The 12,660-nt window shown below is 63.4% G+C and carries 17 protein-coding genes and 1 tRNA gene; 14 read left to right on the top strand and 4 right to left on the bottom strand.

The window, feature by feature from the left end; genetic code table 11:
- Window positions 1–163: 163 nt before the first annotated feature.
- Window positions 164–826, bottom strand: coding sequence for a TetR/AcrR family transcriptional regulator (locus HUK84_RS04935; protein WP_246285396.1), 663 nt, complete (start codon window positions 824–826; stop codon window positions 164–166).
- 35 nt (window positions 827–861) lie between these two features.
- Here HUK84_RS04935 and HUK84_RS04930 point away from each other — a divergent pair, with 35 nt between their 5' ends.
- The 4 genes from HUK84_RS04930 to HUK84_RS04915 all read left to right on the top strand — a co-directional run bounded on the left by HUK84_RS04930 (window position 862) and on the right by HUK84_RS04915 (window position 3,363).
- Window positions 862–1,596, top strand: coding sequence for an SDR family NAD(P)-dependent oxidoreductase (locus tag HUK84_RS04930; RefSeq protein ID WP_176639269.1), 735 nt, complete (start codon window positions 862–864; stop codon window positions 1,594–1,596).
- Window positions 1,597–1,640: 44 nt separating this feature from the next.
- On the top strand, window positions 1,641–2,408 hold the full coding sequence (locus HUK84_RS04925; protein WP_176639268.1) for an SDR family NAD(P)-dependent oxidoreductase: 768 nt from the start codon (window positions 1,641–1,643) through the stop codon (window positions 2,406–2,408).
- Between the two features lie 28 nt (window positions 2,409–2,436).
- Entirely contained in the window at window positions 2,437–3,036 is a 600-nt protein-coding gene (locus tag HUK84_RS04920; protein WP_176639267.1) for an NADPH-dependent F420 reductase, read from the top strand.
- Window positions 3,037–3,102: 66 nt separating this feature from the next.
- The gene (locus HUK84_RS04915) at window positions 3,103–3,363 is read left to right on the top strand and encodes an FAD-dependent oxidoreductase (protein WP_317135236.1); all 261 of its coding nucleotides are present in this window, start codon (window positions 3,103–3,105) and stop codon (window positions 3,361–3,363) included.
- 7 nt (window positions 3,364–3,370) lie between these two features.
- Here the strand turns inward: HUK84_RS04915 and HUK84_RS04910 are convergent, their stop codons facing one another.
- Window positions 3,371–4,270: an AraC family transcriptional regulator gene (locus tag HUK84_RS04910; protein ID WP_176639265.1), complete on the bottom strand. Its 900-nt coding sequence runs from the start codon at window positions 4,268–4,270 to the stop codon at window positions 3,371–3,373.
- A gap of 171 nt (window positions 4,271–4,441) precedes the next feature.
- Here HUK84_RS04910 and HUK84_RS04905 point away from each other — a divergent pair, with 171 nt between their 5' ends.
- On the top strand, window positions 4,442–5,395 hold the full coding sequence (locus HUK84_RS04905; protein ID WP_176639264.1) for an aldo/keto reductase: 954 nt from the start codon (window positions 4,442–4,444) through the stop codon (window positions 5,393–5,395).
- A 171-nt stretch (window positions 5,396–5,566) separates the two neighbouring features.
- Window positions 5,567–6,316: an IclR family transcriptional regulator gene (locus HUK84_RS04900; protein WP_246285393.1), complete on the top strand. Its 750-nt coding sequence runs from the start codon at window positions 5,567–5,569 to the stop codon at window positions 6,314–6,316.
- Between the two features lie 64 nt (window positions 6,317–6,380).
- Here the strand turns inward: HUK84_RS04900 and HUK84_RS04895 are convergent, their stop codons facing one another.
- On the bottom strand, window positions 6,381–6,698 hold the full coding sequence (locus tag HUK84_RS04895; RefSeq protein ID WP_176639263.1) for a MoaF-related domain-containing protein: 318 nt from the start codon (window positions 6,696–6,698) through the stop codon (window positions 6,381–6,383).
- A 205-nt stretch (window positions 6,699–6,903) separates the two neighbouring features.
- Between HUK84_RS04895 and HUK84_RS04890 the strand changes: the two genes are divergently transcribed.
- The 5 genes from HUK84_RS04890 to HUK84_RS04870 all read left to right on the top strand — a co-directional run bounded on the left by HUK84_RS04890 (window position 6,904) and on the right by HUK84_RS04870 (window position 10,329).
- Window positions 6,904–7,788: a LysR family transcriptional regulator gene (locus HUK84_RS04890; protein ID WP_176639262.1), complete on the top strand. Its 885-nt coding sequence runs from the start codon at window positions 6,904–6,906 to the stop codon at window positions 7,786–7,788.
- Window positions 7,789–7,971: 183 nt separating this feature from the next.
- Window positions 7,972–8,370: a GlcG/HbpS family heme-binding protein gene (locus HUK84_RS04885; RefSeq protein WP_176639261.1), complete on the top strand. Its 399-nt coding sequence runs from the start codon at window positions 7,972–7,974 to the stop codon at window positions 8,368–8,370.
- Window positions 8,371–8,385: 15 nt separating this feature from the next.
- Window positions 8,386–9,558 (top strand): MFS transporter, encoded by a 1,173-nt coding sequence (locus HUK84_RS04880; RefSeq protein ID WP_176639260.1) that lies wholly within the window; start codon window positions 8,386–8,388, stop codon window positions 9,556–9,558.
- A gap of 190 nt (window positions 9,559–9,748) precedes the next feature.
- Window positions 9,749–9,973 carry an antitoxin MazE family protein gene (locus HUK84_RS04875; RefSeq protein WP_176639259.1) on the top strand — a complete coding sequence of 75 codons (225 nt, stop codon included), beginning with the start codon at window positions 9,749–9,751 and terminating at the stop codon, window positions 9,971–9,973.
- A complete protein-coding gene (locus HUK84_RS04870; protein ID WP_176639258.1) occupies window positions 9,970–10,329 on the top strand; it encodes a type II toxin-antitoxin system PemK/MazF family toxin in 360 nt (119 codons plus the stop codon). Before HUK84_RS04875 ends, HUK84_RS04870 begins: the two co-directional genes overlap by 4 nt.
- Before the next feature lie 154 nt (window positions 10,330–10,483).
- Here the strand turns inward: HUK84_RS04870 and HUK84_RS04865 are convergent.
- Window positions 10,484–10,573 (bottom strand) — tRNA-Ser (locus tag HUK84_RS04865).
- Window positions 10,574–10,867: 294 nt separating this feature from the next.
- On the opposite strand from HUK84_RS04865, the gene rplU reads away from it, so the two are divergent.
- From rplU to obgE, 3 genes are all read left to right on the top strand, one after another.
- Window positions 10,868–11,182, top strand: coding sequence for a 50S ribosomal protein L21 (rplU, locus tag HUK84_RS04860; protein WP_176639257.1), 315 nt, complete (start codon window positions 10,868–10,870; stop codon window positions 11,180–11,182).
- A 66-nt stretch (window positions 11,183–11,248) separates the two neighbouring features.
- Entirely contained in the window at window positions 11,249–11,518 is a 270-nt protein-coding gene (rpmA, locus tag HUK84_RS04855) for a 50S ribosomal protein L27 (RefSeq protein ID WP_176639256.1), read from the top strand.
- 150 nt (window positions 11,519–11,668) lie between these two features.
- Window positions 11,669–12,660 (top strand): GTPase ObgE (gene obgE / locus HUK84_RS04850; RefSeq protein ID WP_176639255.1); only part of this gene is annotated, 992 nt, incomplete at its 3' end.

The following is a 12,660-nucleotide window of genomic DNA, read 5'->3' as shown; positions in this document are numbered from 1 at the left end:
CCGGCCCACCGCTGGCTGCGCGACATCGTGGCGGCGGTGTGCCGCCGCTGACCGGAGCGACCGGCCGGGATCCCCTCCGGCGCCGGCTCGATCGCGCCATGGCGACCGTCAAAGCGTTGAGAGCCGTCTCAGGCCCATTGCCGCCATCCGACGCCGGTCTGATTCAAGGCGTCGCCTTCCCGGCATCGTTTCCGGGCCGATTTGTCAGGATGGCGCTCGTAATAAGGTGAACGAGATGATCCGCCCGCGACGCGAATGAGGGTTGGTCGACCGCCCAGCCCAGTGCGGTGACCAGGGCGAACAGGTCGTCCCCATTCATATCGGCGCGCACCGTTCCCTCCTCCTGCGCACGGAGCAGCAGTCGCGCCCCTGCCGAATGCACGGCTGCGCATGAAGCATAAAGAGCGGAGTCCGGGTTCGCGTGGGCGGCCGCCATCATGGCGACAACGCCCCGATAGCTTTGGGCGAATGCCACCAATTCCCGAAACCAGGACAGAAGTGCTTCATCCGCCGAAATCGACGTTTCGCCTTCGTCTGCCTTCTGCGCCAGCGCGTCCAGATTGGTGCACAGCAACGCTTCGAACAGGGCTTCCCGCGTCGGGAAATGACGAAGCAGCGTGGCCAACCCGACGCCGGCCCGGCGAGCGATATCACGCATCGACACGTCGGCACCGTGCTCGGTGACGACGTCACGCGCGATCGCGAGAATTTGGCTGCGATTTTTTTTTGCGTCGGCTCGCATTGATTGCCTTGATAAACGGATCAGTGATCCATATAAATGGATCGGCGATCCATTAAAAATACAGCGCACGCCCGCAAATGACAACAGAGGCGCTGCCCGACACGCCGAAAGGAAAAGCCATGAGAAAGCTTGAGGGTAAGGTTGCAGTCGTCACCGGAGGCGCTACCGGCATCGGCCTTGCCGCGGCGAGGCGCTTCATCGAGGAAGGCGCCCTCGTCTTCATCTTCGGCCGCCGGCAGTCGGCGCTCGACGCCGCCGTGGCCGACCTCGGACCCGATGCCCGCGCGGTGAAGGGCTCGGTCACCGATCTGGCCGACCTCGACCGCCTCTACGCGGCGGTGAAGGCCGAACGCGGCACCCTCGACATCGCCTTCGCCAATGCCGGCGCGGGAAGCCCGCGTCCGCTCGGCGAGATCACCGCCGCGCACATCGACGAAATCTTCGACACCAACGTGAAGGGTACAATCTTCACGGTCCAGAAGGCGCTGCCGCTGATGGGGCCGGGCGGTTCGATCATCCTGACCGGATCGAGCGCCGGCACCACGGGCGCCCCGGAGTTCAGCGCCTACAGCGCGAGCAAGGCGGCAGTGCGCAACCTCGCGCGGACCTGGGCGGAGGACCTGAAGGGCACCGGCATCCGGGTCAACGTATTATCGCCGGGGCCGACGGCGACCGAACTCGCGAAGGACGCGCTGGGCGAGGAGGGCATGAAGGCCTTCGCCTCGATGAATCCGCTCCAGCGCATGGCCGATCCGGCGGAGATCGGGGCGGTGGCCGCCTTTCTCGCGTCGCAGGACAGCAGCTTCATGACCGCCAGCGAGGTCGCCGTCGACGGCGGCCTGGCGCAGATCTGACGCACCGCGCCCGGCCGATCACTCCATCCACGGAAGAAAACGAAATGACACACCCTCTTGAAGGAAAAACCGCGCTCGTTACCGGGGCATCGCGGGGCATCGGCCGCGCCATCGCCGAACGTCTCGCAAAGGATGGCGCGACGGTCGCGCTGACCTACAACGCCAGCAAATCCGGCGCGGACGAGGCGGTCGCAGCCATCGAGAAAGCCGGAGGGACTGCGTTCGCGATCCACGCGGACCTCGTTGACCCGGCGACCGTCCCGGCCCTGTTCGAAAGACTGGACGCCGAGTTCACCAGGCGCAACGGACGCAAAGCCCTCGACATTCTGGTCAACAACGCCGGCAATTCCGGCTGGGTCGGCTTCCAGGACGCAACACCGGAGAGTTGGGACACCCTGATCGCGGTCTACGCCCGCGCGCCCTTTTTCATCGTGCAGGCCGCGCTGGATCGTCTTGCCGATGGTGGAAGCATCATCAACATCTCTTCCGCCGCCGCCACGAAGCCCGTGACGGCCGCGCCCGTCTACGCGATGGCCAAGGCAGCGATCAATACTCTGACCCATGCGCTGGCAATCGAGCTGGGGCCACGTGGAATTACCGCGAACGCCGTGGCGCCGGGCTACACCCGAACGGACGTGAATGCCGCCATCCGGCAGAATTCCGAACTCGTAAAGGCAGTCGAGGCCCAAATCGCACTGGGACGCTTCGGCGAGCCTTCGGAAATCGCCGCCGTCGTGGCGTTCCTGGCCTCCGATGACGGCCATTGGGTGACGGGCCAGACGATCGAAGCAAGCGGCGGCTACAAGCTCTGACCACGCCGAAAAATCAAAGGAGACCATAATGAGCTACGCAATTATCGGCTTCGGCAAGATCGGCCATGCTCTCGCCAGGGCGTTCGCCCGCAAGGGCATCGAAGTATCCGTCGCCACCACGCGCGATCCAGCGCGCTTTGCATCCGATGCAGCCGCGATCGGCCCTACGATCATCCCCGCAACGCTGGCGGACGCCGTCAAGGCGGAGATCATCTTTTTGGCGGTCCGTTTCGAGTCACACCCGGAGATCGCGAAGACGCTGCCCGACTGGAAGGGAAAGACCCTCATCGACACGATGAACACCCTGGCCCCGCTTGAAGAACTGGATGGTCTCCCGTCCTCTGCCGTCGTCGCGAAGGCGTTCACCGGAGCCAGGCTGGTGAAAGGCTTTAACCATCTGGCCGCCGCCGTCCTGAACCAGGACCCTGCCGTGCACGGCGGCAGGAGAGTCGTGTTCCTGGCCGGCGACGATGACGGCGCGACAGCCGAGATCGGTGCGCTCGCGGAAAATCTCGGTTTCGCGCCGATCAATCTCGGCGGACTTTCAGAAGGTGGATTGCTTGTGCACGCGCGCGGCAATCGCTGGGGCCACCTGATCTTTAAGGACCTGGTCAAGTTCGATCGATAAATCATGCCTCCTGGACACATCCCGCACCTCTACCGGTGGATCACCGCTGGGAACGCCTGGCCCGGCGTGACCTTGCTGGGTGATGCGGCGCACTTGATGTCCCCTTTCGCTGGCCAAGGCGCCAATCTGGCGATGTTCGATGCCGCCGAACTGGCCCGCGCAATCGTCGCCGATCCCGATGACGGCGACGCCGCGCTGGCTGCCTACGAACGTGAATTGTTTTGCCGGAGCAAGCGCGTCGCCGTTGCCAGCGCGCGCAACCCGGATCAGTTTTTTGGCACGGATGCGCCACAGAGCGTCGTCGATCTATTCAGCAATCCTGCGTGAATGAAACTCAGGCGACCACCGTCAAGCCCGGCGAAGCGCGCAAGCGGGCTATGTCGCGCGCCGGCGGTTCTCCGAAGTGGCGGCGATATTCGCGACTGAATTGCGACGGGCTTTCGTACCCCACGCGGAGGGCGGCAGTCGTGATGTCGATATCCTCCACCAGCATCAGGCTGCGCGCGTCCTGCAGCCGGAGCTGCTTCTGGAACTGCAGCGGCGTCATCGCCGTCACGGCGCGAAAATGCGCGTGCAGGCTCGACGGACTCATGCCCACGTCCGCGGCAAGCCGTTCGATGCTGAACCGTTCCCGGACGTGCTGCCCGATCCAGGCGATGGCGCGGCCGACCTGGGCCATCCGCCCCTGGCTGGACGTAATGTGGCGCATCCTGGCGCCGTCCGGGCCGGCAAGCAGGCGATAGAGAATTTCCTGCTCGGCAAGCGGCCCGAGCACGGGCAGCGCCGCCGGATCGTCGAGCAGACGCAGCAGGCGCAGGACCGCGTCCAGCAGTCCGGCACCGGCGTCGGACACCGTCTTGCCGATGGGCGGAACGGGCGCTCCCGGCGGAGGCGGCACGCGCAACGCCAACTGCCCCAGCATGACCGGATCGAAATCGAGATACAGGCAGAGATAGGGCCTGTCGGGCGTCGCCTCGACCACCTGGCCCGTCACCGGCAGGTCATGGGTTACGATCCCATAGCGGCCCGGCGCATATCTGAACGCACGGTCGCCCAGCGTGACCTCCTTTTGCCCCTGCGCGACGAGGCACAGTTGCGGCCGGTAAACATTCGGCATCGGCATCGTGACCGTGGAGGATCGAACAAATATCATACGTTCGACGGGGGTGGCGTGGAAGCCATCCTTCGAGACGTGCCTCGCAATCACGGCAGCAATTTCGGCCAGTATTTCCATCAGACGGACCATCGCACGCGCGCGGAAAGGCGACAATGCGAAACGCGGCATCCGGAGGATCGGGCAGGAATCCCGGCGCATCGGGCTAACGGTTCGGCGTCGCCGCGCATCACAATGCCGGCAGCGCCCGGGTCACGGCAAACCGGGCTGCGGAACAAGTATGGAGCGACCATGACAATCGAGACCCTGAAAATTCCCAGGATCGCACTGGGGACCTGGGCCTGGGGCGACAGCGGCGAGGCCGGCGACGGCTATTTCGGCAGCCACCTGACCCGGGCTGGCCTGGAAGAGGTCGCGGACAAAGCGCATGCGGCCGGCTTCACGCTGTGGGACACCGCCATGGTGTACGGCATGGGCCGTTCGGAAACCGTACTCGGGGACGTGCTGAAGCGCTTCGCGCGCAGCGACTACCAGCTCTCCACGAAGTTCACCCCGCAGGCCGCGGGCACCGGGGATGACCCGATGGCGGACATGCTGGAGCAAAGCCTGGCACGCCTCGGCACCGACTACATCGACCTCTACTGGATTCACAATCCAGCCGATGTGGCACGGTGGACGCCTTACCTGATCCCGTTGCTCAAGAGCGGCAAGGTCAAACATGTCGGCGTCTCGAATCACACCCTGAGCGAAATCAGGCGCGCCAACCGGATTCTCGAAGAATCCGGGTTCCGGGTCGAGGCCATCCAGAACCATTACAGTCTCCTTTACCGCGGCTCCGAGGATGCCGGCATCCTGGATTATTGCCGCAGCCACGGCATCCCGTTCTTCGCCTATATGGTTCTGGAACAGGGCGCCCTGACCGGCAGATACAGTCCGGAGAACCCGCTGCCGGAAGGAACCAACCGGGCGCAGGCTTACAACGGCATGCTGTCTCAATTGCAGGCGCTGACGGACAGGCTCGCCTCGATCGGCCAAAGCCACGGTGCAGCAGCTCCCGATGTCGCGACGGCCTGGGCCATCGCCAAGGGCGCGACGCCGATCATCGGCGTCACCAGGCCCGACTACGTCGATGGCCTGGTCCGGGCCACCAGCTTGACGCTCACCGGCGACGAGGTCGCGGAGTTGGAAGCCCTCGCCGACGCCGCCGACGTGAACACCCGCGGCTGGTGGGAAAAAGAAATGTAAGTCCGAGCGCCTGCGCAAGCACCGCGAGCCGCAGTTCCGCACATTATTCTTTCCTTGGGCGGGGCTACCGGCATTCGCGGAGGCGACGGAAATGCGCCAATATTCCACATTGTTGAACTTCCGACCGAAATAGCGCCGAAAATTCTTGAAAATCTGCTATGATCCCGCGGCTTGTTCGCGGAGGTGCTCTTGCCGGAGAATGAAGACAATGGAGGACGGTTGATCCAGTCGATCGAGCGCGCCGTCGCCATTCTGGAGATCATCGCCCGCGAGGGCGGTGCGGCCTCTCTCAAGCATATCGCCGAGAGGACCGGCATCGGCAAGACGACGGCACACAATATCCTCAAGACGCTGGACGTGCTGGGCTATGTCCGCCGGCGCGTCGGCGATACCCGCTATCACCTGGGCGGGCGCATTCTGAACCTTGCCCGGATCACGGGTGATGACGGCGCGCTACGGACCCGTCTGCGCCCGGTGCTGGAGGCCATTGCGGTGAAGACGGGCGAGACGGTCTATCTTGCCGTGCCGAGCGGTGACGAAACCTATTATCTCGATGCTATCGAATCAGACCGGATGCTAAGGACAGCGAGTCCCGGTGAAGCCAGGTTGCGGCTTGAAGGATCAGCGATCGGCCTCGTCTTCCTCGCCTTCATGCCGGGCCTCGGCAAGCGTGTGCTGGCGACCCGCGCCGATGCGCTTGGACCGGATATCCAATCGCAGATCGACGCGGTCGAGAGGGTCGGGTTCGCGCTCGATCTCGAAAACTATGAGCCAGATCTTCACTGCGTCGCCGTTCCCTGGCGGGAAAACGGCGAGGTCCGGGCCGCCATCGGCTTGAGCGGACCATCGACCCGCCTGCCGCGCGACAAGCTGACGGACCTTGCCTGGATGATGATGAGAGAGGCCGAGAAGGTTCAATGACGCAACAAGACCAGTCCACTGTAAGGCACCGCAATCGGAATTGCGACATTACCCATGTTGCGCTTCACAGAATTTCGCCTGTCATGACGTAAAAATCCCCGCTCATCATGGTGTAGAAAGCGCGGCAGATCTTCTGCTCGAAATTATCACAGTGAACGACCGTCGATTTGTCGTCCTCTTGCCACGACAAGAGGAAGTTTCCACCGGCCAGTTCAGTCCAACGAAATGGCACTGTCATCTTCGTCCCCAGCAGGTCACCCGACAAAAATTCGACAGAGATGGTCCGTCCATCCGCCGAATAGGCATTCGTTACTTCCAGTCCGTTTTCGAAGCGGATCGTGTATTTTTTCCCGGCATGGGGAAACGTCGTTTGTTCTGTCATGTCTGTGTCCCTGGAAAGCGAATGAACAAATTCATCCCGAGATATAACGCCATTGGATACAAGATAAATAAGCTTGCATTCCATTCATTATAGAAGAAATGTCCATAATGAACGCATGGAGACGCCTCCCGATCGAACGGGTGCGCGATGACACATCATGAACCGTTACCAATGACGCCCCAAAGGGCGTGCCGGAGACTGTCGGATGGATTCGATTTACGGGATCAGCCTGTTCGTGAAAGCGGCCGAGACGCTCAGCTTCATCGATGTCGCCCGAACCACCGGGCTATCGGCTTCGGCGGTGGGCAAAAGCATTGCCAGGCTCGAACGGAGCATCGGCGTCACTCTGTTCCGTCGCACCACCCGAAGCATGACATTGACCTCGGAAGGAGAAATTTTCCTTCAGCATTGCCGCAATATTCTCGAAGAATTTCATATCGCCAAACAGAAGCTCGACCATATCTCCGAGGAACCGAGCGGCCCTCTACGGATCACCCTGCCTCTGGTCGGGCCCCTGTTCAACCCGATCCTCAAGGAATTCATTTCGACCAATCCGAACGTGCAACTGGATGTTCATTTCTCCGACCATTTTGTGGATCTGGTCGAAGGCGGCTTCGATGCGGCAGTGCGGATCGGCGACATCGACGATTCCCGGCTTGTCCGCCGACATCTCGGCTCCTTTCGCATGCAGGTGGTCGCCTCCGCGAAATATCTTCAAGCCAGGGGAACACCACGGACGCCACAGGATTTGAGTAATCATAGCTGCCTTCTCTATAAATATCCCTCCAGCGGCAAGTTCGAGGAATGGCCGCTTCCCGATTGGCGGAAGATCACTGCCGGCACTTTCAGCCACTATACCGTCTGCAACGCGATCGAATCGCTTTTATTCTTGGCGGAGAGCGGCTGCGGTATCGCCTGCCTGCCCGACTTTCTCGTCAAGAGATCGATCGCTGCAAGGAAACTCGTCGCTGTGCTCGAAGACTATGAATCGCCGGCACGCGATCTCAATATATTATGGCCGCCGGGTCAGTACATGACCACCAAGCTCCGGCGCTTTATCGACATCCTGACCGAGACGCTTATTATGTGATCGCGGTATTCCCACAGATGCCGCGATTCTCTGCAATGCCGGGCGACAGGAATACCGTCCAACGCCGCCGCGCCTGGGCATTCAGCATTATTGAACATATGACGTTTTTCAAAAACTCTTGTTTTGTTTAGCGCATTCCTGAATATTGTCCTGGCTTCCTTCAGTCCAACGAGAGGAAGCCGGATGAACTCCGAACTCGCCACATCCCTCATCGCGACCGCGACAGCCGAAGCCACCAAAGGCGGCGTTGCCGTCTGCATCACAATCCTCGACGCCGCTGCCCATCTCGTCGCCTTCCATCGCATGGACGGCGCCAACATCGGCCCGATCGAGGTCAGCCAGAAGAAGGCGCGCACCGCCGCGCTGTTCCAGACCGACAGCCTTCTGCTCGGACAAGCCGCCCAGCCCGGCGGCCCGATCTATACGCTTGAAAACACCAATGGCGGTCTCATCAGCTTCGGCGGCGGTGTCGTGCTGCGCGACAGGGCCGGCACGGTGATCGGTGCCATCGGCATAGGCGGCGCACCCGTCGAAGTTGATGAGATCATCGCGCAGGCGGCCGCCGCCACGCTTCTTTCTTAAGCGAGGAAGACAGGCATGCCAATCGGTCTCTTCGCTCTCGCGGTGTCCGCCTTCGCCATCGGCACCACCGAATTCGTCATCGTCGGACTGATCCCGGGAATGGCCCGGGATCTTTCCGTATCCATCCCGACTGCCGGCCTGCTCGTCAGCCTGTATGCGCTATCGATCACGCTTGGCGCACCGACCGTCACGGCGCTGACCGGCCGGTTGCCGCGCCGCCCGCTCGCCATCACCCTGATGCTGATTTTCACCCTCGGCAATCTGATCGCCGCCTTTGCGCCGGGCTATGACATGTTGCTTGCCGGGCGTATCGTGACCGGCGTCGCCCATGGCGTGTTCTTCTCGATCGGCGCAACAGTCGCGACGTCGCTGGTCGACAAATCGCGTTCGTCGCAGGCCGTCGCGCTGATGTTCGCCGGACTGACCGTCGCCATGGTGGTCGGCGTGCCGTTCGGGGCGTTCGTCGGCCAGCATTGGGGCTGGCGCGCGCCGTTCCTGGTGGTCGCGGCGCTCGGAGCGATCAGCGTGGCCGGGTTGATGGCATGGCTGCCCAAGGCCATCCCGCATACGCCGCCAACCGGCCTGATCTCTCAACTCGGTCTCCTCGGCAAGCCAAGGCTGCTCGCCATGTATCTCGTGACGACTTTCGGCTTCGGCAGTTCCTTCGTCGTCTTCACCTATCTCTCGCCGCTGATGACAGGCGTAACCCATGTCAGCGAACAGACCGTGAGTCTGGCGCTGATGCTGTTCGGGGTCGCCACCGTCATCGGCAATCTGTTCGGAGGCAGGCTCGCCGACCGGATCGGCAGCGAACCGGCGCTCAGGATCGTTCTGATCGGACTGATCGTCTCGCTGGCCGCCCTGCCGCTCACGGCAAGCCATGTCATCGGCATCTTCGTGAATCTGTTCGTCTGGGGCGTATTCGCCTTCGCGATCTCTCCGATCATGCAGGCGGGGGTCGTAAAGACGGCCGCGATCGAAGCCCCCGACGCCGTCGGCACAGCCTCGGGCTTCAATATCGCCGCCTTCAATCTCGGCATATCGGGCGCCTCATTCATCGGCGGCGTTCTCGTCGATGGCCCCGGCGTAATCACGACACCATGGGCCGCCATCGCGCTCGTCGCGCTGGCTTTGCTGATCGTCGAATGGCTCCTGCGTCAAAGACGCTTGAGCCTTCGCACGGCATGAGAGGCGCTCCGAGAGCGTGGCCTCATTCGTTCGGCGGATCGATCTCGGCCTGACGCTTCCGCATGCCGAGCGCGGCCCACGCTCCCGCTCATTCGAGCGATGCACCTTTCTGCTCGATCACACACAAAAATCTGGCGTTCGGGATGCGCCCATGATAGGTTACATGTAACCAACGTTATGGAAGTCGATCATGGTCGCGGTATCAAAGCCCAAGACAGTGCGCGTGAAGGTGCGCGAGCATCGCGAGCGGCTGCGCGCGCAGGGGCTGCGACCGATCCAGATTTGGGTGCCGGACGTGCGCTCTCCTTCTTTCCGTGAGCAAGCCCGCCGCCAGTCTCAGGCGGTCGCCGCCAGCGCCCACGCTCATGACGACCAGGCCTTCATCGACGCCGTGTCCGATTGGGGCGATGAATGAGGCGCGGCGAGGTTTGGACCGTTTCCGGGGGCAGCAACTACGCGGGCAAGCCGCGCCCCGCCGTCATCGTGCAGGATGACAGTTTCGACGCCACCGACTCTATCACCATCTGCGCCTTCACCACCGATCCGACCGACGCGCCGCTGTTCCGTCTTGTCGTGGAGCCGAACGGGCGCAATGGCCTGCGCTCCGCCTGCCGCCTGATGGTGGACAAGATCACCACTGTCCCCAAAGCCAAGATGGGCGCGCATGTCGGACGCCTCGATGACGAGGACATGGTGCGGCTCAATCAGGCCATGACCGTGTTCCTCGGCATGGCGGTGACGCCGAGGGCCGGAAGGAGGAAACCGCCGTAAGCTTCGAATTGTCGCCCCGATCGCGCGGCGAAAGACGACCATGGGCGGCACATAGGCTATTCGAGATTTTGGATGTGCCCGCGATCAACGCACGCTTGTCGCCATCGGAGGCGGGGAATCAGCAGAAACTGGCGTGCCCAGTTTTGTTCCGAAATGGCGGAGAGGGTGGGATTCGAACCCACGGTACGCTTGCACGCACAACGGTTTTCGAGACCGCCCCGATCGACCGCTCCGGCACCTCTCCATAATCCAACGCGGCGATGGATGCGGCTTATAGGGGGGGTGCCGGCCGCACGCAAGCCACCACGATGCGTTTTTCACTCATTATGCTATTGTCCCCGCCACACGCCTCGCGCCCTGTCCCGCGCATTGCCTGTTGACGTCCCGCGCGCTCCACCTGTAGAAGCCCCACTTCTCCCCCGCTCGCCCGGGGGTTCAGCCATGCCCGCATGGCCAACAACAAAAAGCGACTGGGCCGCGTCGCCTGTTCCGCCAGGGGCCGCACGCGCCAAGAGATCGGAAAGAGTTAGGACAAACCATGTTCGCAGTCATCCGCACCGGCGGAAAGCAGTATCGCGTCACCCCGGACACCGTGCTGAAGGTCGAGAAGCTCGACGCCGAGGCCGGCGCCACAGTGACCTTCAATGACGTCCTCGCCGTCGGCGGCGAAGCCGGCACGACGATCGGCGCCCCGACCGTCCCCGGCGCCAGCGTGACCGCCACGGTCATCGCGCAGGACCGTCTGGACACGGTCATCATCTTCAAGAAGCGCCGCCGGCAGAACAGCCGCCGCAAGAACGGCCACCGCCAGCCCATCACCGTGCTGCGCATCGCCGCGATCAACGCCGCCTGAACCCCGCGCGGGGCGCATCGGCGCCCCGGGGCATCTCAGGTCAGATCAGATTCAGGAGTTCAGGCAATGGCACAAAAAAAGGCAGGCGGTTCGTCCCGCAACGGACGCGATAGCGCGGGCCGACGCCTCGGCGTCAAGAAGTTCGGCGGCGAAAGCGTCGTCGCCGGCAACATCATCGTCCGTCAGCGCGGCACCAAGATGAAGCCGGGCAGCAATGTCGGCCTCGGCCGCGACCACACGATCTTCGCCCTGGTCGACGGCCATGTGCGCTTCGAGCGCCGCGCCGAAGGCCGCGTCCACGTGTCGGTCGAGGCCCTGGCGATCGCCGCCGAGTAAGCACGCCCGCGTCTCGGGGCCGCAGGCGACCCGCAAAGGGCCGGTCCTCGGGATCGGCCCTTTTTGCGTTGCGCCCCCCTCGCCCCATATGCACGCTCTCACGGACATGCCGTCTCGGGCGGCCCCTTCGTTCCGACCGGACCAACGACGATGAAATTCCTCGACCAGGCCAAGATCTACGTAAAATCCGGTGACGGCGGCGACGGCGTCGTCGCCTTCCGGCGAGAGAAATACATCGAATTCGGCGGTCCCGACGGCGGCAATGGCGGCCGCGGCGGCGATATCGTCTTCGAGGCCGCGGGCAACCTCAATACCCTGATCGATTTCCGCTACACGCAGCATTTCCGCGCCCGCAAGGGCGGCAACGGCGCGGGGTCTGACCGCACCGGCGCCGCCGCCCCGCCGGTCGTCATCCAGGTCCCCGTCGGCACCCAGATCTTCGACGAACACCGCGAAATCATGCTGGCCGACCTCGACAAGCCAGGCATGCGCGTCACGCTCTGCCGCGGCGGCGACGGCGGCCACGGCAACGCCCATTACAAGACCAGCACCAACCGCGCCCCGCGCCGCGCCGACAAGGGCTGGCCGGGCGAGGAACATTGGGTCTGGCTGCGGCTGAAGCTGATCGCCGATGTCGGGCTGCTCGGCCTGCCCAATGCCGGCAAATCGACCTTCCTCTCGGTCGTCTCGGCCGCCCGGCCCAAGATCGCCGACTACCCCTTCACCACCCTGCTCCCGCAGCTCGGCGTCGTGCGCCTCTCGGTGGCCGAGGAATTCGTCATCGCCGACATCCCCGGCCTGATCGAAGGCGCGCATGAGGGCGCGGGCCTGGGCGACCGCTTCCTCGGCCATGTCGAACGCTGCGCCGTACTGCTGCACCTGATCGACGGCGCCGCCGGCGACGTGGTCAAGGCATGGCGCACCATCCGCCACGAACTCGAAGCCTATGACGAAAACCTGGCCCGCAAGCCGGAAATCATCGCCCTGAACAAGATCGACGCGATGACCCCGCAACAGATCTCCAGCCGCCGCCGCGCGCTGGAAAAGGCCAGCGGCGCCCAGGTCGTCACGCTCTCGGGCGCCACGCGGCAGAATCTCGACGCCGTGCTGCGCCTGCTCCAGGACCGCGTGTCCGCCACGCG

The sequence above is a fragment of the Nguyenibacter vanlangensis genome, from assembly GCF_013376155.1.
GTDB lineage: Bacteria > Pseudomonadota > Alphaproteobacteria > Acetobacterales > Acetobacteraceae > Gluconacetobacter > Gluconacetobacter vanlangensis.
The sequence above is the reverse complement of the archived record's forward strand: the minus strand, read 5'-3'. Positions and strand labels throughout refer to the sequence as shown.